This window comes from Serratia sp. CY74737 (genome assembly GCF_052166775.1).
In the GTDB taxonomy this organism is placed as follows: domain Bacteria; phylum Pseudomonadota; class Gammaproteobacteria; order Enterobacterales; family Enterobacteriaceae; genus Serratia; species Serratia ureilytica.
In genome coordinates this window covers 124,507-149,339 of the sequence record NZ_JBJNOF010000001.1, presented here as the reverse complement: position 1 = coordinate 149,339, position 24,833 = coordinate 124,507, and the positions used below count along the sequence as shown (strand labels likewise).

24 protein-coding genes are annotated in these 24,833 nt (G+C 61.9%); 5 read left to right on the top strand and 19 right to left on the bottom strand.

Annotation, left to right across the window (positions count from 1 at the left end):
• Window positions 1-302: 302 nt before the first annotated feature.
• From ACJ8PE_RS00760 to ACJ8PE_RS00710, 11 genes are all read right to left on the bottom strand, one after another.
• Entirely contained in the window at window positions 303-875 is a 573-nt protein-coding gene (locus ACJ8PE_RS00760; protein WP_033643877.1) for a UbiX family flavin prenyltransferase, read from the bottom strand.
• 139 nt (window positions 876-1,014) lie between these two features.
• Window positions 1,015-2,532 (bottom strand): amidophosphoribosyltransferase, encoded by a 1,518-nt coding sequence (gene purF / locus ACJ8PE_RS00755; RefSeq protein ID WP_033632500.1) that lies wholly within the window; start codon window positions 2,530-2,532, stop codon window positions 1,015-1,017.
• A 21-nt stretch (window positions 2,533-2,553) separates the two neighbouring features.
• On the bottom strand, window positions 2,554-3,054 hold the full coding sequence (gene cvpA / locus ACJ8PE_RS00750; RefSeq protein WP_004936119.1) for a colicin V production protein: 501 nt from the start codon (window positions 3,052-3,054) through the stop codon (window positions 2,554-2,556).
• A 234-nt stretch (window positions 3,055-3,288) separates the two neighbouring features.
• Window positions 3,289-4,041 carry a cell division protein DedD gene (gene dedD, locus ACJ8PE_RS00745; RefSeq protein WP_033643878.1) on the bottom strand — a complete coding sequence of 251 codons (753 nt, stop codon included), beginning with the start codon at window positions 4,039-4,041 and terminating at the stop codon, window positions 3,289-3,291.
• Window positions 4,042-5,307 carry a bifunctional tetrahydrofolate synthase/dihydrofolate synthase gene (gene folC, locus ACJ8PE_RS00740; RefSeq protein WP_033651949.1) on the bottom strand — a complete coding sequence of 422 codons (1,266 nt, stop codon included), beginning with the start codon at window positions 5,305-5,307 and terminating at the stop codon, window positions 4,042-4,044.
• Window positions 5,308-5,498: 191 nt separating this feature from the next.
• The gene (accD, locus tag ACJ8PE_RS00735) at window positions 5,499-6,407 is read right to left on the bottom strand and encodes an acetyl-CoA carboxylase, carboxyltransferase subunit beta (protein WP_033643880.1); all 909 of its coding nucleotides are present in this window, start codon (window positions 6,405-6,407) and stop codon (window positions 5,499-5,501) included.
• 232 nt (window positions 6,408-6,639) lie between these two features.
• Window positions 6,640-7,302 carry a DedA family protein gene (locus ACJ8PE_RS00730; RefSeq protein ID WP_004936130.1) on the bottom strand — a complete coding sequence of 221 codons (663 nt, stop codon included), beginning with the start codon at window positions 7,300-7,302 and terminating at the stop codon, window positions 6,640-6,642.
• 78 nt (window positions 7,303-7,380) lie between these two features.
• The gene (truA, locus tag ACJ8PE_RS00725; RefSeq protein ID WP_033651950.1) at window positions 7,381-8,202 is read right to left on the bottom strand and encodes a tRNA pseudouridine(38-40) synthase TruA; all 822 of its coding nucleotides are present in this window, start codon (window positions 8,200-8,202) and stop codon (window positions 7,381-7,383) included.
• Window positions 8,202-9,212, bottom strand: a complete 1,011-nt coding sequence (locus ACJ8PE_RS00720) for an aspartate-semialdehyde dehydrogenase (RefSeq protein WP_033643883.1) — start codon at window positions 9,210-9,212, stop codon at window positions 8,202-8,204. Before ACJ8PE_RS00720 ends, truA begins: the two co-directional genes overlap by 1 nt.
• A gap of 110 nt (window positions 9,213-9,322) precedes the next feature.
• A complete protein-coding gene (gene pdxB, locus ACJ8PE_RS00715; RefSeq protein WP_033643884.1) occupies window positions 9,323-10,444 on the bottom strand; it encodes a 4-phosphoerythronate dehydrogenase PdxB in 1,122 nt (373 codons plus the stop codon).
• Window positions 10,445-10,497: 53 nt separating this feature from the next.
• A complete protein-coding gene (locus ACJ8PE_RS00710) occupies window positions 10,498-11,271 on the bottom strand; it encodes an AraC family transcriptional regulator (protein ID WP_033643885.1) in 774 nt (257 codons plus the stop codon).
• Between the two features lie 117 nt (window positions 11,272-11,388).
• On the opposite strand from ACJ8PE_RS00710, the gene ACJ8PE_RS00705 reads away from it, so the two are divergent.
• Window positions 11,389-12,309: a DMT family transporter gene (locus tag ACJ8PE_RS00705; RefSeq protein WP_033651953.1), complete on the top strand. Its 921-nt coding sequence runs from the start codon at window positions 11,389-11,391 to the stop codon at window positions 12,307-12,309.
• On the opposite strand, the gene ACJ8PE_RS00700 is transcribed toward ACJ8PE_RS00705, so the two are convergent.
• The 3 genes from ACJ8PE_RS00700 to ACJ8PE_RS00690 all read right to left on the bottom strand — a co-directional run bounded on the left by ACJ8PE_RS00700 (window position 12,306) and on the right by ACJ8PE_RS00690 (window position 14,882).
• Window positions 12,306-13,724, bottom strand: a complete 1,419-nt coding sequence (locus ACJ8PE_RS00700) for a sensor histidine kinase (protein ID WP_033651954.1) — start codon at window positions 13,722-13,724, stop codon at window positions 12,306-12,308. The two genes, ACJ8PE_RS00705 and ACJ8PE_RS00700, sit on opposite strands and share 4 nt — an antisense overlap.
• Entirely contained in the window at window positions 13,711-14,385 is a 675-nt protein-coding gene (gene tctD, locus ACJ8PE_RS00695; protein ID WP_033643888.1) for a transcriptional regulator TctD, read from the bottom strand. The genes ACJ8PE_RS00700 and tctD overlap by 14 nt, the downstream gene beginning before the upstream one ends.
• A gap of 167 nt (window positions 14,386-14,552) precedes the next feature.
• On the bottom strand, window positions 14,553-14,882 hold the full coding sequence (locus ACJ8PE_RS00690; protein ID WP_047025296.1) for a hypothetical protein: 330 nt from the start codon (window positions 14,880-14,882) through the stop codon (window positions 14,553-14,555).
• 274 nt (window positions 14,883-15,156) lie between these two features.
• Between ACJ8PE_RS00690 and ACJ8PE_RS00685 the strand changes: the two genes are divergently transcribed.
• Genes ACJ8PE_RS00685 through ACJ8PE_RS00675 form a run of 3 tightly spaced genes read left to right on the top strand, consistent with a single transcriptional unit; the run spans window position 15,157 to window position 18,119 of the window.
• The gene (locus ACJ8PE_RS00685) at window positions 15,157-16,137 is read left to right on the top strand and encodes a Bug family tripartite tricarboxylate transporter substrate binding protein (RefSeq protein ID WP_442536692.1); all 981 of its coding nucleotides are present in this window, start codon (window positions 15,157-15,159) and stop codon (window positions 16,135-16,137) included.
• Between the two features lie 15 nt (window positions 16,138-16,152).
• Window positions 16,153-16,584 carry a tripartite tricarboxylate transporter TctB family protein gene (locus tag ACJ8PE_RS00680; protein WP_033643891.1) on the top strand — a complete coding sequence of 144 codons (432 nt, stop codon included), beginning with the start codon at window positions 16,153-16,155 and terminating at the stop codon, window positions 16,582-16,584.
• Between the two features lie 11 nt (window positions 16,585-16,595).
• Window positions 16,596-18,119: a tripartite tricarboxylate transporter permease gene (locus ACJ8PE_RS00675; protein WP_089192068.1), complete on the top strand. Its 1,524-nt coding sequence runs from the start codon at window positions 16,596-16,598 to the stop codon at window positions 18,117-18,119.
• A gap of 34 nt (window positions 18,120-18,153) precedes the next feature.
• Here ACJ8PE_RS00675 and ACJ8PE_RS00670 read toward each other — a convergent pair whose 3' ends face one another.
• Both ACJ8PE_RS00670 and ACJ8PE_RS00665 read right to left on the bottom strand, forming a co-directional pair.
• On the bottom strand, window positions 18,154-18,783 hold the full coding sequence (locus tag ACJ8PE_RS00670) for a CatB-related O-acetyltransferase (protein ID WP_046896303.1): 630 nt from the start codon (window positions 18,781-18,783) through the stop codon (window positions 18,154-18,156).
• A gap of 156 nt (window positions 18,784-18,939) precedes the next feature.
• A complete protein-coding gene (locus ACJ8PE_RS00665; RefSeq protein WP_197792588.1) occupies window positions 18,940-19,935 on the bottom strand; it encodes a DMT family transporter in 996 nt (331 codons plus the stop codon).
• 172 nt (window positions 19,936-20,107) lie between these two features.
• Between ACJ8PE_RS00665 and pdxR the strand changes: the two genes are divergently transcribed.
• Complete coding sequence (gene pdxR, locus ACJ8PE_RS00660; RefSeq protein ID WP_033643897.1) at window positions 20,108-21,574, top strand: MocR-like pyridoxine biosynthesis transcription factor PdxR; 1,467 nt, start codon at window positions 20,108-20,110, stop codon at window positions 21,572-21,574.
• Here the strand turns inward: pdxR and ACJ8PE_RS00655 are convergent.
• The 3 genes from ACJ8PE_RS00655 to ACJ8PE_RS00645 are packed head-to-tail and all read right to left on the bottom strand — an operon-like array spanning window position 21,571 to window position 24,813.
• A complete protein-coding gene (locus ACJ8PE_RS00655) occupies window positions 21,571-22,071 on the bottom strand; it encodes a protein disulfide oxidoreductase (RefSeq protein WP_197798077.1) in 501 nt (166 codons plus the stop codon). The genes pdxR and ACJ8PE_RS00655 overlap by 4 nt on opposite strands.
• A complete protein-coding gene (locus tag ACJ8PE_RS00650) occupies window positions 22,064-22,780 on the bottom strand; it encodes a DsbA family protein (RefSeq protein WP_197792585.1) in 717 nt (238 codons plus the stop codon). Before ACJ8PE_RS00650 ends, ACJ8PE_RS00655 begins: the two co-directional genes overlap by 8 nt.
• Window positions 22,777-24,813 (bottom strand): protein-disulfide reductase DsbD family protein, encoded by a 2,037-nt coding sequence (locus ACJ8PE_RS00645; RefSeq protein ID WP_442536691.1) that lies wholly within the window; start codon window positions 24,811-24,813, stop codon window positions 22,777-22,779. The genes ACJ8PE_RS00650 and ACJ8PE_RS00645 overlap by 4 nt, the downstream gene beginning before the upstream one ends.
• Window positions 24,814-24,833: the final 20 nt, after the last annotated feature.

Below are 24,833 nucleotides of genomic sequence, written 5' to 3'. Positions count from 1 at the left end.
ATTACCCTCAAATTGATTTTTTTGATGCCACTACGGGCATTACTTTTCCCCACCAAATCAATTTGCAGTAATCGTGCCACATTAGGTGCTACGGGCGGAGGGAACGGCTCCGGCCTTCACAATACTGTTTCCTGGGACGATAACCGCAAAATTAAATCGGCCGCTCGGGGCCGCGCCACTGGCAGCCGCGACAGGACGGCGCCATGAAACAGTGAACGTGATGAAGTGGGATCATTATGGTGCATGCGCCGCCCTAATTCAGTGCGGTGTTGCACAAATGTACCAATTTGGGGATGAAAATGTTAATCAGCACCCTGCCAACGGGTGAACAGATCGGCCGGCAATTCGATATCAAACTGATCGATCACCCGATTGACGGTCTGATCGATGATGTCTTCCACGCTTTTCGGCTGGTGATAAAACGCCGGCACCGGGGGCATGATCACCGCGCCCATTTCCACCGCCTGCGTCATCAGCCGCAGGTGCCCAAGGTGCAACGGCGTTTCACGCACGCACAATACCAGGCGGCGGCGTTCTTTCAGCACCACGTCGGCGGCGCGGGTCAGCAGTCCGTCGCTGTAGCTGTTGACGATGCCGGACAGCGTTTTGACTGAACAAGGCAAAATCGCCATGCCCAGGGTTTTGAAGGAACCGGAAGAGATGGCGGCGGCGATATCGCGCGCATCGTGAACCACATCGGCCAGCGCCTGCACTTCACGCAGACTGTACGGCGTTTCCAGCGCCAGCGTCTGCCTTGCCGCGTTACTCATCACCAGATGGGTTTCCACCTCTGCGACGTCGCGCAAAACCTGCAACAGGCGCACGCCGTAGATCGCGCCGCTGGCGCCGGAAATGCCGATGATGAGTCGTTTCATGAAGAATGGCCTCTGCCGTAAAAAGTAAAAAATAAGATCAGGCAGACTTTGCCGCAATGGCGAGGGATAAGCAAGTTCACAGAAGCAAGGCGCACCGCCGCAGACGCGACGATGCCCCCTGATGGATCAACGCAGTCGGTTAGCCTTCGTTATGCAGTTCCAGATTTTCCGCTTCGGTTTGTCCCCGCAGCGCCTTGGCGTCGTCGTTGCGCAGCGACTCCAGGTATTCCAGATAGCTTTGATCGACGTCTTTGGTCACGTAGATGCCGTTGAATACCGAGCATTCGAACTGGGTGATGTCCGGGTTTTCTTCACGCACCGCTTCGATCAGATCGTCGAGGTCCTGGAAGATCAGCCCATCGGCGCCGATGATTTGGCGGATTTCATCCACTTCGCGCCCGTGGGCGATCAGTTCGTTGGCGCTCGGCATGTCGATGCCGTAGACGTTAGGGAAACGCACTTCCGGCGCGGCGGAAGCCAGGTACACGCGCTTGGCGCCCGCTTCGCGCGCCATCTCGACGATCTGCTCTGAGGTCGTGCCGCGTACGATGGAATCATCCACCAGCAGCACGTTCTTGTCGCGGAACTCGGCGCGGTTGGCGTTCAGCTTGCGGCGCACCGACTGACGACGCGCCTGCTGGCCCGGCATGATGAAGGTGCGGCCGACGTAGCGGTTCTTCACAAAGCCCTGGCGGTAGGGTTTGTCGAGAATGCGCGCGATCTCCAGCGCGATGTCGCAGGAGGTTTCCGGAATCGGGATCACCACGTCGATGTCCAGATCTTCCCATTCGCGGGCAATCTTCTCGCCCAGCTTCTGGCCCATGCGCACGCGGGCGCTGTAGACCGAGATCTTGTCCATAAAGGAGTCCGGGCGCGCGAAATAGACGTATTCGAACAGACACGGATTGGTTTTCGGATTCTCTGCGCACTGGCGGGTGAACAGCTGGCCCTTGGTGGTGATGTACACCGCTTCGCCCGGCGCCACGTCGCGCAGGAATTCAAAGCCCAGGGTATCCAGCGCCACGCTCTCGGAAGCCACCATATACTCGCTGCGGCCATCTTCCAGCGTGCGTTTGCCGATCACCAGCGGACGAATGCCGTACGGGTCGCGGAACGCCAGCAGGCCGTGGCCGATAATCATCGCCACACAGGCGTAAGCGCCGCGCAGTTGCTGATGCATGGCGGCGACCGCGGTAAAGATGTTGTCGGCCTCCAGCGGATAATGCGGGAAGCGATCCAGCTCGCTGGCCAGCACGTTCAGCAGGATTTCCGAGTCGGAGGTGGTGTTGACATGGCGGCGGCCGCTTTCGAACAGCTTTTGGCGCAGCTCATGGGCGTTGGTCAGGTTGCCGTTGTGGGCCAGCGTAATGCCGAACGGCGAGTTAACGTAGAAAGGCTGGGCCTCAGAGGCGCTCGAGCTGCCGGCCGTCGGGTAACGCACATGGCCAATGCCCATGTTGCCCTGCAAGCGTTGCATATGGCGCGCCTCAAACACATCCTTCACCAGGCCGTTGGCTTTGCGCAAACGGAACCCGTTGTGGGCGTCAATGGTGACGATGCCTGCGGCATCCTGGCCACGGTGCTGAAGCACCGTCAGCGCATCATAAATCGACTGGTTTACCGGCATAAAACCGGCGATACCGACAATACCGCACATGTTGTCTTTTCCTCATCAGCGCTACCGCCCCGGCAATTGGGTCGGCAAGAAACTCGACGTGCTCTGCAGGTAGTCAAAGAACCACCTGATGACGTAACTGAACTGGGGAATCAGCTGCGACTGTTTCCAGTCGGCACTTTGTGAAAAGCCGGTAAAGGTATCCAGGAAGAACAGGATCGCCGCAACGATCAACACGCCGCGCAATGCGCCGAAGCAGATGCCCAGCACCCTGTCGGTGCCCGACAGCCCGGTTTTCTCTACCAGTGAGCTAATCACATAGTTAACAATAGCCCCTACGATCAGGGTCGCGATGAACAAAATCGCGATCGCGATGCCGTTTCGCACCAGTTCATCTTCAAAACGAGTGAAATAGACCGCAAGGTAAGAGTAGAAATGGCTGGCAACAAAAAACGCACATCCCCATGTCACAAGTGACAATGCTTCGCGAACAAACCCTCGGATCAGGCTCACCAGAGCCGAAAATCCAATCACCGCTATAATGACGTAATCAATCCAGACCATGAACTATTCCAATGATGAATCGCCCCTGCATCCAATTCGCGGCGAATTCTAACAGAAAAAGAAAACGTTTGCGTAGGGGATTTCCTACCACGTTACAAATAAAAAGCGGCGATTAAAAAATTCCCAATCGCCGCGCCTACATAGGTGATTTCGCCTGTAAAAGGCGCGGTTTCTCTCGAGATCTCTCCACCACTCCTTAATTCAGGGGCGCATCCTGCTGCGCCCCTGCGGGGTTTAACGACCGTACGGCTTCACCTGCCCGCTCAGCCCGCTGATCGAGTTCAGCGACGGCAATGCCGCCTGCAGCTTCTGCTTGGAAGCATCCGGGCCGACGTAGATGCGGGTGATCTGCCCTTGCACCGGCGTTGACGGCACGGTGAAGGCGCGATAGCCCGAAAGACGCAGCGAAGCGACAATCTCGTTCGCCTTGGCGGCATTCTTCAACGCCCCGAGCTGCACGACATAGGCTTGCCCGGCCGGCGCTTTTTCTTCCGCCGGTTTCGGCTGCGGTGCCGGCTCAGGCTTCGGCGTCGGTTCAGGTTTCGGCTCCGGCTTAGGCGTCGGTTTCACTTCCACCGGCTTCGGCTGCGGCGCCGGTTTCGGTTTCACCTCTACCGGTTTGGTTTCCACCGGTTTCGGCTTAGGCTGCTGCTGCACCGGCTGAGGACGCGTCTCGACCGGCGGCGGCGCCACCTGCGTCGGTTGCTGAGCATTCTGTCGCACCGCCTGTTGCGCCGCCGCTTCGTTAGCCGCCTGCTGCTCGACCAGCGCCCCCGCCCCTTCCGGCGGCTGCGCCGGCAACGGCTGCGTCACCGGCGGCAACACGTCGTTCTCTTCGACGTCGCCCGCCTTCGGTACCAAAGGAATGGCCGCGAATTCATCCTCGTAATGCTTCTTTTTGCCGTCCAGCAACCCTGGCAGGATGATCACCCCCAGCGCCACCAGAATCACGGTTCCGACCAGTCGGTTCTGAAATTTACTCGCCACTCACACTCCCCGCATCTCGTCTGACGCCGCCATCACCTGCGCAACGGTGTGGAACGATCCACAGACGATCACAATATCCTGTTTATCAGCATCCTGCATAGCCTGCCGCCAGGCAGTTTCGACATCATTAAAGCGTCGCGGTTCCGCCAGATGTTGCGCCAGCAGTTCGACGCTGGCGCCGCGCGGGCCGTCGAGCGGTGCGCAGTACCATTCATCCACCTGCTCGCTCAGGCAGGCCAGCGTACCGGCGATGTCCTTGTCCGACAGCATGCCCACCACCGCGCGCACCTTGCCGCCGTCGCGCGGCAGCTTGGCCAGACGCCCGGCGAGATAGCCGGCGGCGTGCGGGTTGTGCGCCACATCGAGGATCAGCATCGGCTCCCGCCGCACGATCTGGAAACGCCCCGGCAGCGTCGCCTGCTGCAGCCCGGTGAAGATCGCGCGCTCGTCGATTTCCAGCGGGGAACAGTTCAGCGCCGCCAGCGCGGTAGCGGCGTTCGCCAGCGGCACGTTCGGCGTCGGCAGATCGGTCAGCAGCGTGTCGCCGCCCTGCCACTGCCAGCGATCGCCCTGCTCGCTGAAACTCCAGGCTTCACCGCGGCGATACAGCGGCGCACCCAGCGTTTCGGCGACCTGGCGAATGCTGTCCGGCATGTCGGGTTCGCCCACTACCGCCGGCTTGCCGCTGCGGAAAATGCCGGCCTTTTCACGGCCGATGCTTTCGCGATCGTTGCCCAGCCAGTCGGTGTGATCGAGCGCGATGCTGGTGATCACCGCCACGCTCGGATCGACGATGTTGGTGGCGTCGAGGCGCCCGCCCAGGCCGACTTCCAGGATCACCACGTCCAGCCGCGCCTGTTTGAACAGCTGCAGCGCCGACAGGGTGCCGAATTCGAAATAGGTCAGCGACGTTTCGCCGCGGCCGGCTTCAATGGTGGCAAACGAGCGGCTGTGCTCCGCTTCGCTCAGCTCTTCCCCCTGAATGCGCACACGTTCGGTGTAGCGCACCAGATGCGGTGAGCTGTAAACGCCGACGCGCAGGCCGGCGGCCAGCAGAATAGCTTCAAGGGTGCGACAGGTCGTGCCTTTGCCGTTAGTGCCGGCAACGGTGAACACCGTGGGAGCGGGGGTCAGTAAGTCCAGATGCGCCGCGACGCGCTGTACGCGCTCGAGGCCGAGTTCGATCGCCTGGCTGTGCAGACGTTCCAGATAGTAAAGCCACGAGCTCAATGGCGACGTGGCTTGGGGAATTTGGTGGTTTTGCATGAGTCCCATCACTGAACTTGGGTTCATTAATCCATCAGGGCACCACCCTCACCGCGGTAAAGGCGATGCGCTTCGTCACTGCCGCCCACCTGCAAACCGCAACGTCATAGGCCGCGGCCGGCAGGGAACGGGCATCAGCCGTCACTTAGCCACAAAGTGGCGGCTGAACCCGGGGGGGATCCGTCTTTGCCTCAGGCGTCGGCCTGCTGCTCCGGCTCAATGACCGGCGCGGCCTCATCGAAATGCGGCTGCGGCTGGTTGGTCAGCTTGGACAGAATGCTCGCCAGCGTTTGGCGCATTTCCGGGCGGCGAACGATCATATCGATCGCGCCTTTTTCGATCAGGAACTCGCTGCGCTGGAAGCCCGGCGGCAGTTTCTCGCGCACGGTCTGCTCGATCACGCGCGGGCCGGCAAAGCCGATCAGCGCTTTCGGCTCGGCGATGTTGATGTCGCCCAGCATCGCCAGGCTGGCGGAGACGCCGCCCATGGTCGGGTCGGTCAGCACGGAGATGTACGGCAAGCCGCGCTCCTGCATTTTGGCCAACGCCGCGCTGGTTTTCGCCATCTGCATCAGCGACATCAGCGCTTCCTGCATGCGCGCGCCGCCGCTGGCGGAGAAGCACACTAGCGGACAGTTGTCCTCCAGCGCCTGCTCAACCGCACGCACGAAACGCGCGCCAACCACGGAAGACATCGAACCGCCGATGAAGGCGAATTCAAAGGACGCCGCGACGATCGGCATGCCGTACAGCGTGCCCTTCATCACCACCAGCGCATCTTTCTCGCCGGTCGCTTTCTGTGCGGCGACCAGACGATCTTTATAGCGCTTGGAATCCTTGAATTTCAGAACGTCTTTCGGCTCCAGATCGCTGCCCAGCTCCACTTCGCTGCCTTCATCCAGCAGGGTATGCAGACGCGCGCGCGCGCTCATACGCATATGGTGGTCGCACTTCGGGCACACTTCCAGATTACGCTCCAGCTCGGCGCGGTAGAGAACCTGGCCGCAGCTGTCGCATTTGGTCCAGACCCCTTCAGGAATGCTCGCCTTACGGGTTTGTGTGATATTGCTCTTGTTAAGAATTCGTTCAATCCAGCTCATCGATGACCTTTCTGTTTGAACCTGGCACACGCCAGTCCGCTGTTCATGCTTTAACAATCCCCCTGAAAACACCCCCAATGAAAAAATGCCTGTTCGCCGCGCGGCAAGCGCGCGACCGAGGCATCGGCTTCAGGGTTGTTCGCAGGAACAGACCATAATGTCGCTCATTAAACCATATCGGCCCGACGCTGTGGACAAAAAACTGGTCGAACCGACAGGTTGAGCGATGTTTTTATTGTTTTTGCTGGCGGGCGGCGGCGCGCTTGTGGCGCCAAATTTCAATCACCCCCGGCAGAATCGAAACGATGATGATCCCGACGATCAGCAGTTTCAGGTTCTCCTGCACCACCGGCAGATCGCCGAACAGGTAGCCAGCATAAGTGAAGAGCAGCACCCAAACCAGTGCGCCAATCACGTTGTAGGCGGCGAAGTGGCGATAGGACATATGCCCCATGCCGGCGACGAACGGCGCAAAAGTACGCACGATCGGCACGAATCGCGCCAGAATAATCGTTTTCCCGCCGTGCTTCTCATAAAACTGATGCGTTTTATCCAGGTAGCTGCGGCGGAAGATTTTCGAATTCGGGTTGCTGAACAGCTTCTCGCCGAACAACCGCCCGATAGTGTAGTTCACCGCATCGCCGATGATCGCCGCCACGGCCATCAACGCCACCATGGTGTGCACGTTCAGATCGTTGGTCGGCAAAGCCGCCAGCGCGCCGGCGACGAACAGCAAAGAATCCCCCGGCAGGAACGGCGTCACCACCAAACCGGTCTCGCAAAACAGGATCAGGAACAGAATAGCGTAGACCCACATGCCGTATTGTGCGACCAGTTCGGCCAGATGCACATCAATATGCAGAATGAAATCAATAATAAACTTGATGATGTCCATAAATTCTCTCATTGATACCGGGCGTTTCAATCACCCGGCAGAAGCACAAGGGAGCGACGCTTTCAGGCGTGCCGGCGTTTAATCGTCGGGTAAAAACAGCGGCCCCATCGGCGGCCGCGGGATGCCAAAGTGGTCGGGATAGTCCACGGAAACCAGATACAGCCCCTCGGCTCGCGCCGTCGCCGCCGCCAGATTGCGATCCTTCAGCGCCAGCAACTCGGCCATCCAGTTCTCATCCTGATTGCCGCAGCCGATCTCCATCAGGCTGCCGACGATGTTGCGAACCATGTGATGCACGAAGGCATTCGCCTTGATATCTACCACAATATATTCGCCGTAGCGCGTAACCTTAACGTGTTTTACGCAGCGCCACGGGGTGCGCGACTGGCATTGCACCGCGCGAAACGAGGTAAAGTCGTTCTCGCCCAGCAATGCCTGCGCCGCCCGATGCATGCGGTCCGCGTCCAGCGGGTGATAAAAATGCGTCACCCCCTGTTGCAACACCGCCGGCCGGTAGCGATGGTTGAAAATAATATAGCGGTAACGGCGCGCGGTGGCGCTGAAACGCGCGTGAAAATCATCGGCGACGGGGCTCACCCAGCGCACCGCGATGTCCGGCGGCAAATGGGTGTTGACGCCCATCGTCCAGGCGGCGTCCTTGCGGCGCGCGGTGGTTTCGAAGTGCACCACCTGCCCGGTGGCGTGCACCCCGGCGTCAGTGCGCCCGGCGCACAGCACGTTGATCGGCGCATCCGCCACCTTGCTCAACGCCTGCTCCAGCCGTTCCTGCACGCTGGCCACTTCTTGCTGCCGCTGCCAGCCGTAGTAACGGCTGCCGTCATATTCGATGCCCAGCGCTACCTTCAGCGTCGGCTGAGCGGGCGAGACCACCTCAGACATCAGTACATCTGCTCCTGCACCAGACGCTCGGCGGTTTCGATCGCCATCAACGCGCCGCCGAAGCGGACGTTGTCCGCCACCGTCCAGAACTGCAACAGCTCGGGGATGCCGTAATCGTTGCGCAGACACCCGATGCTGAGCGCATCGCTGCCGGAAGCTTCGGTGACCTGAGTCGGGTAATCATCCTCTTCACTCAGTTGAACGTCTTCGACCTCTTCAAGCTCGCTGCGCGCCTCTTCGGCGGACAGCGGACGCAGCGCTTCCAGATGCACGACCTGGGCGTGGCCATAAAACACCGGCGACTGGATGCAGCTCACCGAAATCGGCAACCCTTCGTCCTGCAGCACCTTGCGTACCTGATCGACGATCAGGCGCTCTTCGCGCACGCTGCCCTGCTCGTCGGCGACAAGCGGCAGCATATTAAACGCCAGCTGTTTAGTGAAAACGCCTTCTTCGGCCGGGATGCCGTTCAACAGGCGCGCGCTCTGGCCGGCCAGATCGTCCACCGCCGCCTTGCCGCGCGAGGATACCGACATCAGCGTCGTGACGTGCAGGCGCGACAGCCCCGCCTGTTCGGTCAGCGGTTTGATCGCCGTCAGCAGTTGGCTGACCATGCTGTCGGCCACCGCGACGATGTTGCGGTTGCGGTAATCCGCCAGCACCTGCGGGTTAACGCCAGGTACCACCAGCGGCACATCCGGTTCCATGGCGAACAGGCCGCTGGTGTCGATCACCAGACAACCCATATTGCCGGCCTCTTCGGCATAGCGCGCGGAAGCGTCGCTGCCGGCGACGAAGAAGGCCAGCTGCGCCTGCGACCAATCGAACTCTTCGGCGTTTTGCACCAGAAGAGACTTGCCGTTGAAGCGCACATTGGCGCCCGCGCTGCGTTCGCTTGCCAGAGGATAGAGCTCACCCACCGGGAACTGGCGTTCCTGCAACAATTCCAGCAACGCTTCACCAACCGCGCCAGTGGCGCCGAGCAGCGCGATATTCCAGCCGTCAGACATTGGGTTTTCTCCAGAGTATTTCATTCATAAAAGCAGACGGGCAGTGCAGCCACCGCCCGATAATCTTTGCCGCTCACTGTAGCGGCGTTGGCTTAAGACAACCTTACGCGCTACGCGATGCTGAAGCCCAACTTGCCGAGCAGCTCGGCGCTGGCGCTGTCATCGCATTGCACGGCCAGCGAAGACCACTCGCGGCGTTCCTGGTAGTGCTTGCGCAGGCGATCGAACTCGCCCGGTTGCCCGGCGACTTTGCGCAGCGGCGCATCATCGCGGCGCACATCATACACCAAGTGCATCAATCGTTTTAACCGCGCTTCATCCAGCGGGCCGTTGAGACGGATCTGGCTGAACTCCGGCACCGGCAGCAGCGAGGCCAGCGCCACCTGTTGCGGCTGCCCCAGATGGCGGCTGAACGCTTCGAACACCTGGGTGGTGCCGCGCGCCTTGCCTTCCAGCGTATACCCGGCGATGTGCGCGGTGCCGATATCCACCCGCGCCAACAGCGGCAAGGCGAGATCCGGCTCCGGTTCCCACACGTCCAGCACCGTGCTCAGCTTTTTGCCTTTTTCCAGCGCCTGCAGCAACGCGGCGTTATCCACCACCGGCCCACGGCAGGCGTTGATCAGAATACGGTTGTCCGGCAACGCCGCCAACAGATCGGCGTCCGCCAGATGCAATGAATGATACGGGCCGGATTTATTCAGCGGCGTATGGAAGGTCAGCACGTCGGCCTCGGCCACCAATTTCTCCAGTGGCCAGAATTCCCCGGCGTCGCCGCGATCGGCGCGCGGCGGATCGCACAGCAGCGTGCGCACGCCCAGCGCTTTGAGGCGCGCGTCCAGACGCGAACCGACGTTGCCCACGCCGACGATGCCGACGGTTTTATCCCGCAGTTGGAAGCCGTCGCGCTCGGCCAGCAGCATCAATGCGGAGAACACATACTCGACCACCGCGATGGCGTTGCAGCCCGGCGCGGCGGAAAACCCGATGCCCTGCCGTTGCAGCCAGGCGTCATCGACGTGATCGGTGCCGGCGGTAGCGGTGCCGACAAAGCCGATGCGGCTGCCGGCCAACAAGGCTTCATTGACCTTGGTGACCGAACGCACCATCAGCGCGTCGGCATCCGCCAGCGCCTCAAGCGGGATCGGACGCCCCGGCACCGCCCGCACGTCGCCCAGGCGGCTGAACAGCTCGGCCGCATACGGCATATTTTCATCAACCAGAATTTTCACTGCGTTCTCCGACGGTTTACGGCTATTTGTCTGCGAAATAGTGTGCCACTGAATCAGGCACGGCGAAAGCGCTCAGGGGTGGTGCCGGCGATCTGCTGGAACATGACGATGAAGGCCGACGCGGAGCTGTAGCCGACCTCCAGCGCCACGTCCTGCACGGTTTTGCCCTGTTCGAGCAGCGACACGGCATGCAGGAACCGCAGGCGCTGGCGCCATTCGCTGAACGGCATGCCCAAATCCTGCTGGCAGCGGCGAGACAGCGTGCGCTCGGTGGTGTATACCCGCTTCGCCCACGTCGCCAGCGAAGTGTTGTCCGCCGGGCAATGTTCCAGCGCTTCCAGCACCGGCGCCAAAAACTTGTCGTCCGACGACGGCAGATAGGTTTGCTGGCGCGGCGACAGATGCAGCTGGTCGATCAGCACCTGGCAGAGGCGCAAATCCGCCTCCGCCTGCGGAATGTACTGTTTGCGCGCATAGAAATCCTCGGCGATGGCGCGAAAGATCGGCGTCACATTGACCAGGCAAGGATCGGCCGGCATGCCGGCGCACAGCGCCGGCGCGATGTCCACCATGCGGCACTGCGCCAGCCGCTGGTTGTAACAGGAGTGTTCGATGCCCGCCGGCGTCCACAGCACGTACTCCGGCGGCGCCAGAAAGCGCTGCCCGCCGATGCGCAGCACCATCACCCCGGCTTTGACCCACATCAATTGGCCCCAGGTATGGCTGTGCGGCTGGAATTCGGTGCGGACGTTGAACTCCTCGCAACGAAACTGCACCGGGTTTGGCGCCGGGATCAGCGACTCGGGGAAATGGCGGATTTCTGGCATGGTTTCGTCTCGTGATTTGTCTTATTTACGCCGATTTTTGTCTGAATATCGTTATATATGATAAACCGGACACGCGTAGACTAGCCAGCATGTTGGACGCTATTGAGAATAATTGTCATGAATATGCTTTTCCCCCTGCTGGCCGTGCTGATTTGGTCGATTAACGCCGTCGTCAGCAAACTCTCCGCCACCGCCATCGATCCGGCGGCCATCTCGCTCTACCGCTGGCTGCTGGCGCTGATCGCCCTGACGCCGTTTGTGCTGCCGGGCGTGCTTCGCAACTGGGCGCAGGTGCGCGCCAACTGGTGGAAGCTGATGATCCTCGGCTTGCTCGGCATGGTGCTGTATCAAAGCCTGGCCTATTACGCGGCGCACAGCGTCAGCGCGCTGTTTATGGGCATCATCGTGTCGCTGATCCCACTGCTGACCATCCTGATCAGCATCGTACTGCTGCGCATTGCGCCGACCGTCGGCGTGCTGCTCGGCAGCATTCTCTCCTTCTGCGGTTTGATCTGGCTGGTCAGCGGCGGTCAGCCCGGCGCGCTGTTGCAGCACGGTATCGGCAAAGGGGAATTGATGATGCTGCTCGCCACCGCCTCTTACGCGCTGTATGGCGTGTTGACCAAACGCTGGGCCATCGCGCTGCCGAACTGGCAATCGCTCTACGTGCAGATCCTGTTCGGCGTGCTGTTGCTGCTGCCGAATTTCCTGATGGCGCAGGATGTTGGCTTGAACGGCCATAACCTGCCGCTGGTGCTGTTCGCCGGCATTCCGGCCTCGATCATCGCGCCGTACCTGTGGATCCAGGGCGTCCTGCGCCTGGGCGCCAACACCACCTCGATCTTCATGAACCTGGCGCCGGTGTTTACCGCCGCTATCGCGGTGCTGTTCCTGCATGAACAATTGCACGGTTACCACCTGATCGGCGGCGGCATCACCCTGCTGGGCGTGATCCTGTCGCAGCGGCTGCGCACGCCGCTGACGCGTAAAGCCAAAGCCCCGGCGGCAGGCGCAGATTCCTGCAAAGAACAGGCCTAAGCCAGCAACCTGAAACGCACCCGCACCAACAGGCCGCCCAGCGCGGCGGAGCTCAACAGCTCCGGGCGGGTGCCGTGATACGCGGTGATGTCCTTCACCAACGCCAATCCCAAACCGGCGCCCGGCTGATCGCCCACGTTGTCCAAACGATGAAACGGCTGCAGCGCCAACGCCTTGTCCTGCAAGGCGATGCCCGGGCCGCTGTCTTCTATCTCCAGCACCCCTTCCCCCGTAGCCTTGTCCCGCGTAAGGCGGGCGGTCACCACGCCCTGGCGCGGCGTGTATTTCAGCGCGTTGTCCAGCAGATTGGCGCACAGCTCGGCCAACAGCAGCGGCTCCCCCGCGACCTGACACGCCGCTTCACCCTCGAAACCGAGATCGATCTGTTTGCTGCGCGCCTGCGGCAAGCGAGAGAAACAGGCGTCGCGCAGCACCTGCGCCAAATTGACTGGCTGCAGCTTGCGATCGGCGCTGTGCTCGCTGGCTTTCAGACGCGAGAGGTGCAGCAGACGGTCGGTGAGCGCCACGGTGTTATCCAGCGTCGCGCTCATCGCCTGCAGACTTTCGCGCCACTGCTGCGGCCGATCGCTGGCCAGCGCCACCCCGACCTGGGTCTTCAGCACCGCCAGCGGGGTGCGCAGCTGGTGAGAGGCGTCGGCGCTGAAGCGTTCCTGACGCGCCACCATCAGCCGCAGCCGTTCGATGTAACGATTAAAGGCCACCAGCAGCGGCTGCATCTCCGACCAGGGAAGAACCCGCGGCAAAGGCGTCAGTTCGCCCGGATCGCGCCGCAGCATGATGCCGGAGAGTTTACGCATCGGCTTCAACACCCGCTTGAGCAGCGCGAACGCCAGGATCAGGGTCAACACCACCACCGTGCCCTGGCTCAACAGCGCCGCGATCATCATCTGCCGCGCCAGGTAACGACGCGATTCCAGGGTTTCCGCCACCAGAATGGTCGCCATGCCGCTCACGCCCGACTCGTTGACCGGTTGAAACAGCGCCGCCACGCGGATCGGCCGGCCAAGGTATTCCGCATCGTAGAAATGCACCAATGCCGGATAGAGGGTGGAGCGTGGAATGTGGGGCGGCAACGACGGCAAATCGTCATAGCCCGAGATGCTTTTCCCCTGTGGCGAGATCACCTCGTAATAGAGCTGATCGTTCATGTTGCGCTCGAAGCTGTCGAGCACCACATAAGGCACATCGACCGCCAGCTTGCCTTCGCGCACCACCAGCCGCTCCGCCACGGTGCGCGCCGACGCCAGCAGCGTGCGGTCGTAGGCCAGGGTGGCGGCGCTCATGGCGCTGAAGTAGTGGGTGTAGATAGAGATGCCGCCCAGCGCCAGCAGCGGCAGGCCAAAAAACAGCAGCAGTTGATAAAACAGCGAACGCGGCGCGTTAAACCACCGCATTGCACAGTTCCAGGCTGTAGCCCAGACCGCGCAGCGTGACGATCGCCACGTCGCTGCCCTGCAGCTTTTTCCGCAAACGGTGTACGTAAAGCTCAATGCTCTCCGGATTGGCCTCGTCAGACAGCGTAAACACCTGCTCAAACAGCTGCTGCTTGGCCACCGGGCGGCCGCGCCGGTGCATCAGCGCGGTCAGCACCGCCAGCTCGCGCGGCGTCAGCGCCAGCGGTTTGCTCTCCAGCAGGAAATAACCTTCGTCATGATAGGTCAACGCGCCGTATTGCAACGCCGGCTGCGCGGCGCCGACGCTGCGGCGCAGCAACGCCCGAATGCGCGCCTCCAGCTCGTCCAGTTCGAACGGTTTGGTCAGGTAGTCGTCCGCCCCCAGATTCAGGCCTTTCACCCGGTCGGTCACGTCGGTGCGCGCCGTCAGCAACAGCACTGGCAGATCCTGCCCGCGCTTGCGCAGGCGCGCCAGCAAATCGAGACCGTTCAGACGCGGCAACGCCACATCCAGCACCGCCAGCGCATAGCGTTCATTAAGCAACAGGTGGTCGGCGGCCACGCCGTCCGGCGCGACGTCGACGGCAAATCCGGCGCCGGTCAGCGCCTTTTGCAACCAGTGAGACAGCTCGGGGTGATCTTCAACCAATAACAGTCGCATGTTCCCATTCCATTGATTTACCTGAACAACCAGACACCGATGCGGCGTCTGTTAACAGGTCGATAACAGAGAATGGCATGGAAAATAAGGGGATAAAAGAGCGCCGCGCCGCCAGTTTTGGGAGCTGGCACACAATTATGCGTACTGGGGCGCGCTCGTGTGACGCCTCAGATCAGCGTGATGGGGCTATCGGCGAGAGCAAGATCCAACACCGGACGCAGCTTGTCGGCGGTAAACGGCGAAGAAACCAGCACGGAGCGGTTGTTGGCGGCAAACACCAGATCGATGCCGGTCACGCAGGCGGTCATCGGGCAGACATACTTTTCACCGTCGGCGTTGACGAAATGCAGCTCAAATACGCCAATCTCAGGGCGCAAGCGCTTCACACGACACTGCCCGGCTTCTCCCGCCATCTCGGCGTAGACCTCTGGCAAGCGTTTAATCGCACATACCTTGGCGCTGTCCCTGCCGCCAAACAATTTCCCTAACGAAAACATATCACTACATCTCTATTCATTTTATTACAGATGATTTTAACGCGAATGACTATCGGCAATCCTGACATTACGCAGGGTTTTGGCCGGTTTTGCGCGCTGTTCTCTGCGCCCATTCTATGTTAGCGCACCCGCCGTTCGCTCGCGACAAGAGACCCTAATCACAGACTGGAAACTTTTCCGGCCACTGAAAGGTAAATGAAAGGTTGTTGTTTTAACAATTCCGCAACCGCATTCGGCGGGATTCACCATCAGACAATATCGAGGGTAAGTCACAATGAAAAAAATAATGACCCGTACCTTTACCGCCGCCGCCCTGTTGCTGGCGGTCTCTCAGGCCTTTGCCGTGGAAGCGCCCAAACGCACCGAATGCATTGCGCCGGCCAAACCCGGCGGCGGCTTCGATCTGACCTGCAAACTGATTCAGGTATCGCTGCAGGACACCAAGGCCATTGATAAACCGATGCGCGTCACCTATATGCCCGGCGGCGTCGGCGCGGTGGCCTACAACGCCATCGTCGCGCAGCGCCCGGCGGAGTTCGGCACCGTGGTGGCCTTCTCCGGCGGTTCGCTGCTCAACCTGGCCCAGGGCAAGTTCGGCCGCTACAACGTGGACGACGTGAAATGGCTGGCGGCGGTCGGTACCGACTACGGCATGATCGCGGTGCGCGCCGACTCGCCTTACAAAACCTTGAAAGACTTGATGGACGCTTTCCAAAAAGATCCCAACAGCGTGGTGTTCGGCGCCGGCGCCTCGATCGGCAGCCAGGACTGGATGAAAACCGCGCTGCTGGCGCGCGAAGTCGGCGTGGATCCGCGCAAGATGCGCTACGTGGCGTTCGAGGGCGGCGGGGAACCGGTCACCGCGCTGCTGGGCAACCACATCCAGGCGGTATCCGGCGATCTGAGCGAAATGGTGCCTTACCTGCAGGGCGACAAGATCCGCGTGCTGGCGGTGTATGCCGAGCAACGTCTGCCGGGCCAGTTGGCCGATATTCCCACCGCCAAAGAGCAAGGATACAGCCTGGTGTGGCCGATCATTCGCGGCTTCTACGTCGGGCCGAAAGTCAGCGATGAAGAGTATCAGTGGTGGATCGATACCTTCCAGAAAATGATGGCGACCGACGAATTCAAGCAGCAGCGCGATCTGCGCGGCCTGTTCGAATTCAACCTGACCGGCAAAGAGCTGGACGCCTACGTGAAGAATCAGGTTGCCCAATACCGTGAGCAGGCGAAAGTGTTCTGCCTGGCCAAATAACCGCAGGGGAAAACCATGAGCGATCGTATTTTTGCCGGCTTTTGGCTGCTGCTGTGTATCGGCGGGCTGTTCATCGGCTGGGGCATCCAGAGCGAATACAGCTATGAACCGCTGGGGCCGCGCCCTTTCCCGCTGGCGATCCTCAGCCTGATGGCGCTGTGCGCGGCGCTGCTGTTGCTGCGCCGCCCGCAGGCGGTGGAATGGCCGCACCACAAGGTGATGCAGCGGCTGCTGGTGCTGGTGATCACCCTGGTGCTGTATGCCTGGGGGTTTGAATGGCTCGGCTTTCCGCTGGCGACCGCGCTGCTGACGTTCAGCATCGGCCTGCTGTTTCAGGCCAGCCTGCCGGCGGCGGCCATCTCCGGCGTCATCATGGGCGCAGCGTTGTACTACGCCTTTGACCAACTTCTCGATGTCACACTGCCGCTCGGCGCCTGGCTGAGCTAACGGGAGCGATGATGGATACCTGGATGTATTTGACCCAAGGGTTTGAAGTGGCGCTGGTGCCGCAAAACCTGATTATCGCCCTGATCGGCTGCTTCGTCGGCACCATCGTCGGCCTGTTGCCGGGGTTGGGGCCGATCAACGGCGTGGCGATCCTGCTGCCGCTGGCGTTCGCCCTCAAACTGCCGGCCGAATCGGCGCTGATCCTGCTGGCGACGGTGTATATCGGCTGCGAATACGGCGGGCGCATCTCGTCGATTCTGCTCAACGTGCCGGGTGATGCGGCGGCGATCATGACCGCGCTGGACGGCTACCCGATGGCGCAGCAGGGGCGCGCCGGCGTGGCGCTGTCCATCTCGGCGGTCAGCTCGTTCGTCGGCTCGATGATCGCCATCGGCGGCATTATTCTGTTCGCGCCGCTGCTGGCCCGCTGGTCGCTGGCCTTCGGCCCGGCGGAGTATTTTGCCCTGATGGTGTTCGCCATCGCCTGCCTCGGCAGCATGATGAGCCAAAACCCGCTGAAATCCCTGCTGGCGGCGCTGATCGGCCTGGGGCTGGCGACGGTGGGCGTCGACGCCAACACCGGCGTTTACCGCTTTACCTTTGACAGCGTACACCTCTCCGACGGCGTGCAGTTTATCGTGGTGGTGATCGGCCTGTTCTCGGTCAGCGAGATCCTGCTGATGCTGGAAAGCACCAGCGCCGGGCAAAAGCTGGTGCGTAAAACCGGCCGGTTGCTGTTCAACCGCAAAGAGGCGGCGCAGTGCGCCGGCCCGACCCTGCGTTCATCGGTGATCGGCTTCTTCGTCGGCATTCTGCCGGGCGCCGGCGCTACCATCGCCAGCGCGCTGACCTACATGACCGAGAAGAAAATCAGCGGCAACAGCGACACCTTCGGCAAAGGCGACATCCGCGGCGTAGCGGCGCCGGAAGCGGCCAACAACGCCTCGGCCTGCGGTTCGTTCATTCCGATGCTGACGCTGGGGGTGCCGGGATCCGGCACCACGGCGGTGATGATGGGGGCGCTGACGCTGTACAACATCACCCCCGGTCCGGCGATGTTTACCGAACAACCGGATATCGTCTGGGGACTGATCGCCGCGCTGCTGATCGCTAACGTCATCTTGCTGATCATGAACCTGCCGCTGGTTGGCCTGTTCACCCGCATGCTGACCATCCCGCTGTGGTTCCTGGTGCCGGCGATCGCCGCGGTATCGGCGGTGGGGGTTTATGCGGTGCACAGCACCACCTTCGACCTGCTGCTGATGGTCGGGTTGGGCGTGTTCGGCTACATCCTGCGCAAAATGCACTTCCCGATGTCGCCGCTGATTCTGGGCTTCGTGCTGGGTGAGATGCTGGAGCAGAATCTGCGCCGCGCGCTGTCGATCAGCAACGGTGAATTCGGCATCCTGTGGAGCAGCAGCATCGCGCAAACGCTGCTGGTGCTGGCGGTCGCGGTGCTGGCGCTGCCGCCGCTGCTGCGCCTGATGCGCAAACGCCGCCATCCGGCGGCCGAGGCCAAGGCCAAGGCCGAATAACGCGTAACGGGCGGGAATTTCCCGCCCGTTGTGTTTAACGGCGCAAGGCCGCAATTCCCCTTTCCAGCGCCCCAATATCGTCATCGGCGAGCAGGGGCTGAATCACCGCAAAGTCCGCCTCAGGCAACTCATAGAGGCGCAGGGCGAGCAAGCGCGCGATAACTTCCGGCGCGAATCGCCAACGGATAAACCTCGCCGGATTGCCGCCGACGATGGCATAAGGTTCAACGTCGCCGGTCACCACGCTGCCGGCGGCGACGATCGCCCCTTCGCCTATCGATACCCCTGGCATCAACATCGCCCGCATGCCAATCCAGCAACCGTCACCCAGCCGGGTATCGCCTTTGGGGCGGTACGCCTGTTTGATGGTTGCCATAAACGGGTACAGGCTCAACCAGTCGATGCGATGGGTGTGATTGCCCCCCATCAGGATCACCGCTTCGGCCGCGATGCAGACATAGTCGCCGATCAGCAGGCGATCTATTTCGCCCAGCGGCTGCCATTGCCGGCTGACCGCGTCGCCGTGCAGATAGCGCACCACCGAGCGTTCGAAACCGTTATCCCAGCAGTCGCTGTAGTAGCTGTGGGTGCCTTTGACGATAATATTCGGGTTAGTCACCGTCTGATGCAGCAGTTCGGTGTTGGACCAGTGTTTTTCGGACATGGCGTATTCTCTTGTTACGGGAATAAAAGCCACGGAACGGAATGTCTGTGGCCGTGTTGTCGTTCACTCAACACGGCCATTCAAGCGATAAGCGCTCGTTTCAATCTCGGGTTATTCATGATTACCGCCTCTCTTGCGAGGCGAAATGGTAACCGATCACGCCTCGGCGGTCTTGCTTTTCAACAGCAGCACCCCGCCCATGACCAACGCGCTGCCCAGCAGCTGCAGCTGATTCATGTTTTCCCCCAGCAGGAAATAGGCGATCACCGCGGTGAAAACCAGCTCCAACGACAGGATCAGGTTGGCTACGGCCAGCGGCAGCGTTTTCAGGCTGATGTTATACAACCCGAAGCCCAACAGCGTCGGCCCGGCGGCCAGCGCCAGCAGCAACAGCCAGCCGCTCCACTGAATGCCCTGCGCGCCATGCGACAGGAACCACAGATCGCCGGCCATGCCGTGGAACGCCGTCAGCGGGAACGCCGTCAGCGCCGCGTTGAACACCAGCTGATACAGCGCCGAAAAACCGAACACGTACAAAATGGTGTTCCACACCGGATAGCCCCGTTCGCTGGCCACCCGCCCGCCGAGGGTATACAGGGTATAGCCGATGCCCGACAGCATCCCCACCAGCAGCCCCAACAAGTCGAAGTGCTGGTTGCCCATGCTGTCGCCGTTGCTGACCAGGAAACAACCGCCCAGGCTGATGGCGATCACCAGCAGTTGGCGCAGCGTCAGGCGTTCGCTGTACATCACCCAGCCGAGGAACACGGTAAAGCCCACCGAACAGTAGGTCAGAATGGTCGCCACCGATGCGCCGTTCAGCGCCACCGACAGCGTCCACAGGCTGTTGAACAACGCCAGCAGCAGCCCGTAAAGCGCGTAGAACAAGACCTGTTCACGCCGCAGGCGTGCCCACTGCGGTTTCACCACCAACAGCAGCGGCAACAGCACCAGCGCCACCAGCGCCGCGCGCCAGAACGCCAGCACGAAGGTCGGCAGGTGATAGTATTCGGTCAGCGCGCGGATGATGATGGCGGTAAAGGCCAGCAGCATGGCGCTGATAATGGCGATGACGTAACCCTGGCGGCTGCCCTGAAAGAGACGCGCGCCGGGCAGCAAAGGCCGGGCGGAAACGCCTGACGGTAATGACATGAGATCCTCGGGAAAATGGCGACATAAATGCTCAGGCGCACAGTGTAACGCGGCCATATTTTCCCACTATAGCCACTTTTCGGCCTTGTCATGCAGGCCACTTTTCTGCGCTTGAAGCCCTGTTGATATGGGGTATAGTAAAAATCTCTCTCCCTGACCGGGCCAATTTCGCATGCACATTCCGTTAGATCGCGAGCAGGACGTTCCGCTCTATTTACAGATCGAAGAAGCGCTGCGGCGCGCCATCCTCACCGGCGTGTTCGTGGATGGCGACAAGCTGCCCTCGACGCGCACACTGGCGGCCGAATTGGCGGTCAGCCGTTTGACGGTGGATAACGCCTATGCCGAACTGGCGGCCAAGGGCTTTTTGCACCAGCGACGCGGCAGCGGCGCCTATGTTGCGCACCCGCAGGCGCAAACGCGCCCGGCCCGGCCGACCAGCGACGCCCCCTTCCCGCTGGAGAGCTTCACCACCCTCACCTCGCGGCTGGACGGCTATGCCGACGCCCCGCTGCCGGAGGGGCTGATCAACTTCGCCGCCGGCGTCGGCAGCCCTAAGGTGTTCCCGCTGGAGGCATTTCGCAAAGTGCTGCTGTCAGTGCTCAGCCGCCACGCGGAAGAGGCCTTTAGCTACGGCGAATACTGCGGCTACTACCCGCTGCGGGATACGCTGAGCCGCATCCTCAGCGCGCAGGGCATCCCCACGCAGGCGGAACAGGTGCTGATCACCAACGGCTCGCAGCATGCCATCAGCCTGGTGGTGCAAAGCCTGCTGGCGCCGGGCGATACGGTGATCGTCGAAGAACCGACCTACGCCGAAGCGCTGGGCCTGCTGCGCCAGCACCGCATCAATATCGTCACCGTGCCGGGCGATCGCCACGGCATGCTGGTCGAACGATTGCCCGAGTTGCTGGAACGCCACCGCCCCAAATTGATCTACACCATCCCCAACTTTCACAACCCGACCGGCCGTTGCCTGAGCGAAGCTCGCCGGCGGCGCCTGCTGGCGATCGCCCAACGGGCCGGCGTGGTGATCCTGGAGGACGATTTCGTCGGCGATCTGCGTTACCAGGGCAAACAGCTGCCGTCGCTGCGTGCGCTGGCGCAGCCGGGCGCGGTGATCTACGTCAGCACCTTCTCCAAGATGCTGCTGCCCAGCATGCGCATCGGCTATCTGGTGGCGGACAGCGAGCACTATCAGCGCTTTGCGCGGCGCAAGCACGTTGACAGCTTCACCAGTTCCAGCCTGATCCAGCGGGCGCTGGACGCGTTTGTCACCGTCGGCCGTTACGACAAGCAGCTGCGCCGCGCCGGGCGCGTCTATCGCCTGCATCTGGAAGTGATGATCGACGCGTTGCAACGGCGGTTGCCGCCGGGGTGCCGTTTCGAAACGCCGCAAGGCGGCTTGTTTATCTGGCTGACGCTGCCCGCGACGGTGACCACCACCGAGCTGATGCCGGTGGCCTGGCGGCACGGCGTCACTTTCGCGCGCGGCGAATGCTTTTATGCCCAGGAACAGCTGGGCGCGCACAGTCTGCGGCTAAACTTCGCCGCCAACTCGCCGCCGCAGATTGAAGAAGGTATCGCCCGGCTTAGCCGGGCGATTGAGGAAGTGATAGCAGAGAAAAACGCCGGTTAGACGGCGGCCCACCACAGCCGCAGCTTCATCCCCCAGTAGCTGGTCCAGCCGGTGGTGCTCTGCACCACCTTGCCCTGCGAGACCACCACGAAAGTCGGCGTCACGCCAATCTGCCACTGCGCCGACAGCGTACCGGCCGGATCGTTGACCACCGGCAGCGCCAGCCGTTTGCGCGCCAGCCACTGTTTCACCTGGGTATCGTCGCCCGATCGCAGCGCGACGGTCAGCACGTTGCTGCCCGCCGCCTGCAAACGGGCGACGTCCGGCGTGGTGAAACGACAAACGCCGCACCAGCTGGCCCAGAAGTAAACCAGCAGCGGCCGCTCATGACTGAGCTGCGCCAACGACACGCGCTCATCGTCCAACGTGGTCAGCGTCTGGGCATCGAAGGCCGGCGGCGCCTGCGGCGCGTTCAGCCAATCCATCACCGTGATCACCGCCAGTGCGATCAGCGCCAGCAGCAGCAACTCGCGCCCCCAGCGCTTGAGCTTAGCCATGGTTGGCCTTCGCCAGCTGCTGCTTCACCATCGTTTCCAGCTCTTCATACGACACCGCCCCCGGCAGCATCCGATCGCCGATCAGCGTCGCCGGCGTCCCTTGTACGCCCAGTTGTTCCGCCAACGCCATATTGGTGCGCAGCGTGGTCATGCTCTGTTCGCTGGGCGCCACCGCCTTGACGCCGGTTTTCTCTTGCGCGGCGGCGATGCTGGCGTTGTCGTGGAAGCCCTTTTTCGCCATCAGCCGCTGGTGCAGGGCCCAGAATTGATCCGGGTGCTGTTGCCAGGTGGTGAGCGCCACGCGCGCCGAACTGACCGAGCTTTCGCCCTTGAACGGCAGCAGCTTCACCACCAGTGCCACATCCGGGTATTGCTTGACGATTTTCTCCAGCATCGGATCAAAACGCTTGCAGTACGGGCAGTTATAGTCGGTAAAAGTCACCAGCGTCAGTTTGGCGTTGGCGGCGCCGAGGCGCGGGCTGGCCGGATCCTGGTACAACGTTTTGGCGTTCTGCTTGATAGCCTGGCTGATTTGCTGGCCGGCGGTTTGCTGCTGCCAGGCGTCCACCGCCTGCGCCAGAATGTCCGGGTTGGACACCAGCGTTTCGCGGATCATCTCTTTGATACGCGCCTCTTGTGCCGGGGTGAAAGGCTCGGCGGCCCACACCGGGGCGGCGATGATCATCAGTAAAATCAGTAGCTTTTTCATTGTTCGGTTCCTTTGGCATGGGAAAGCGTTTGCAGCACGGCGTCACGGGTCAACAGCGGGGATAACACCTCGCCGTCCGGGCTGCCGGGGCCATAGATTTGGTTGAAAGGCACGGCGACGCTGCCGCGCTTTTGCAGGAAGGCGCTGATGTCGGCCGACGGGCGGCTCCAGTCGCCGCGCAGCGCAACCACGTCGTCGGCGCTCAGCGCGCGCTGTACGTCATCGCGCAGCAGCACATTGAATTTGTTGGCTTTACAGGTCACGCACCAATCGGCGGTCACGTCGACGAACACCCGTTTATGTTGCGCCAGCGCCTCGGCGATCGCCTGTTCGCTCAGCGGTTGCCACTGCACCCGATCCTGCAACGGCTGGTGCCACAGACCGGCGGTCAGCGAGCCGGCCAGCAAGACGGCGCCCGCCAGCACCAACGTGCCCGCCGCCAGCTTGGCCGCCAACCGTGCCCCCTGCCGGCGCCACACCGCCAGCAGCAGTGCCAGCAGCGCCACCACCCCCAGCCACAGCGTAGCCTGCACGCCGATATGATTGCTCAGCAGACTCAGCAACCACAGCGACGACGCCAGCATCAGCAATCCCATCGCCAGCTTGACGGTATTCATCCAGCGGCCGGGGCGCGGCAACCGCAGCGCCAGCGAAGGCCCGGCGGCGATCAGCAGCCACGGCAGGCTCATGCCGATGCCGAGCGCGATGAACATGCCCCACAGCACCGGCAGCGACGCCGCCAGCGCGAAGGCCACCGCCGTGCCGAGAAACGGCGCCGAGCACGGCGTCGCCAGCAGCGTGGCGAACGCGCCCTGCCAGAAATGGCCGCTCAGACCGTGCCCGTTATGGGTGGCCAGCGACGTGTTCAGATCGGAAGAGAGGCGCAGATGGAACAGGCCGAACAGGTTGGCGCTGAAAAGCAGCGTCACCAGCACCATAAAGCCGATAAACCACGGATTCTGGAACTGAATGCCCCAGCCGAGCGCGTGGTTGCCAAGCCGCAGCAGCGTCATCAGCAGGGCCAACGCCATAAACGAGGCGACGATGCCCAGCGACGATGCCAGGAACTGCAAACGAACGCTGCGCCGATCGCGCCGCTCCACCTGCAGGATGGAACCGAGCTTGATGCCCAACACCGGCAGGACGCACGGCATCAGATTGAGGATCAACCCGCCCGCCAGCGCCATCAATACCGCCTGCCATAACGGGAACGCCGCACCGGCGGGCGCGGCCAGCGGCTCGCCGATCGGCAGCGTAATCTGCTGCGCCATGCCGCCGTCGTCGATCACCAGCGTCAGCGTTTTTCCGCGCAGATCCGGCGCCGCCTCTCCCCAGCCATCACTGACCGGCACTCGCGCCAGCAGCTGATCGCCGTCGGTTTCAACCTGCGGCTTGCCGAGATCGGCATCCGCCAGTGTATCGAAGAACAGCGCGGGCCGCTGCCAACCGCCGGCGCGTTCGGCGGCAATCTGCAGCTCGCCGCTGCGATACCCGGCCTTGACGTTATCCGTCAACCCGGCGGCGATCGGCACTTGCCCCATCGCCTGCGCGAAGTCGTGATTAAACTGCGGATCGTTCGGCGTCGTCAGATCCAGACTGAACGGGTAGTCGGTCAGAATGCAGACATTGCTGCAGGTGGACAACGTCAAAGTACCCGCCAGCGGGCCGGACACCTGGCCTGGCATCACGATCGGCAGCGTGACCCGATCGTGATAGCCCTGGGTGGAAATGCCGGCCACCTCGAAACGCTGCGGCGTCGGCCAGTGCCAGGTCGCCGGCGGCGGGTGGCCTTGCCAAACGATAGCCGGCGCGATGCCGCCTTCGCCCGGGGAACGCCAGTAGGTTTTCCAGCCTTTTTGCAGCTCGACCGACAGCAACAGACGGGTCTCTCCCGGCTGTGACGTGTCGGCGCGCAGCCGCACCTTGGCATGATCGTTGGCCGGATTTTGCAGCCAGCCGCTGTCCGCCGCCTGCAAGGCGGGCAGCCACAGCATAAACAGGCAAGCGCAGGCCAGCCTGATAATTTTCAACATGTTAATTCTCCATAAATGAT

Coding starts and splice junctions, on each gene's coding strand:
- ACJ8PE_RS00760 (WP_033643877.1), bottom strand. CDS start 875: ATGAAACGACTCATCATCGGCATTTCCGGCGCCAGCGGCGCGATCTAC.
- purF (WP_033632500.1), bottom strand. CDS start 2,532: ATGTGCGGTATTGTCGGTATCGCCGGTTTTATGCCGGTAAACCAGTCG.
- cvpA (WP_004936119.1), bottom strand. CDS start 3,054: ATGGTCTGGATTGATTACGTCATTATAGCGGTGATTGGATTTTCGGCT.
- folC (WP_033651949.1), bottom strand. CDS start 5,307: ATGCAAAACCACCAAATTCCCCAAGCCACGTCGCCATTGAGCTCGTGG.
- accD (WP_033643880.1), bottom strand. CDS start 6,407: ATGAGCTGGATTGAACGAATTCTTAACAAGAGCAATATCACACAAACC.
- ACJ8PE_RS00730 (WP_004936130.1), bottom strand. CDS start 7,302: ATGGACATCATCAAGTTTATTATTGATTTCATTCTGCATATTGATGTG.
- truA (WP_033651950.1), bottom strand. CDS start 8,202: ATGTCTGAGGTGGTCTCGCCCGCTCAGCCGACGCTGAAGGTAGCGCTG.
- ACJ8PE_RS00720 (WP_033643883.1), bottom strand. CDS start 9,212: ATGTCTGACGGCTGGAATATCGCGCTGCTCGGCGCCACTGGCGCGGTT.
- ACJ8PE_RS00710 (WP_033643885.1), bottom strand. CDS start 11,271: ATGCCAGAAATCCGCCATTTCCCCGAGTCGCTGATCCCGGCGCCAAAC.
- ACJ8PE_RS00705 (WP_033651953.1), top strand. CDS start 11,389: ATGAATATGCTTTTCCCCCTGCTGGCCGTGCTGATTTGGTCGATTAAC.
- ACJ8PE_RS00700 (WP_033651954.1), bottom strand. CDS start 13,724: ATGCGGTGGTTTAACGCGCCGCGTTCGCTGTTTTATCAACTGCTGCTG.
- tctD (WP_033643888.1), bottom strand. CDS start 14,385: ATGCGACTGTTATTGGTTGAAGATCACCCCGAGCTGTCTCACTGGTTG.
- ACJ8PE_RS00690 (WP_047025296.1), bottom strand. CDS start 14,882: ATGTTTTCGTTAGGGAAATTGTTTGGCGGCAGGGACAGCGCCAAGGTA.
- ACJ8PE_RS00685 (WP_442536692.1), top strand. CDS start 15,157: ATGAAAAAAATAATGACCCGTACCTTTACCGCCGCCGCCCTGTTGCTG.
- ACJ8PE_RS00680 (WP_033643891.1), top strand. CDS start 16,153: ATGAGCGATCGTATTTTTGCCGGCTTTTGGCTGCTGCTGTGTATCGGC.
- ACJ8PE_RS00675 (WP_089192068.1), top strand. CDS start 16,596: ATGGATACCTGGATGTATTTGACCCAAGGGTTTGAAGTGGCGCTGGTG.
- ACJ8PE_RS00670 (WP_046896303.1), bottom strand. CDS start 18,783: ATGTCCGAAAAACACTGGTCCAACACCGAACTGCTGCATCAGACGGTG.
- ACJ8PE_RS00665 (WP_197792588.1), bottom strand. CDS start 19,935: ATGTCATTACCGTCAGGCGTTTCCGCCCGGCCTTTGCTGCCCGGCGCG.
- pdxR (WP_033643897.1), top strand. CDS start 20,108: ATGCACATTCCGTTAGATCGCGAGCAGGACGTTCCGCTCTATTTACAG.
- ACJ8PE_RS00655 (WP_197798077.1), bottom strand. CDS start 22,071: ATGGCTAAGCTCAAGCGCTGGGGGCGCGAGTTGCTGCTGCTGGCGCTG.
- ACJ8PE_RS00650 (WP_197792585.1), bottom strand. CDS start 22,780: ATGAAAAAGCTACTGATTTTACTGATGATCATCGCCGCCCCGGTGTGG.
- ACJ8PE_RS00645 (WP_442536691.1), bottom strand. CDS start 24,813: ATGTTGAAAATTATCAGGCTGGCCTGCGCTTGCCTGTTTATGCTGTGG.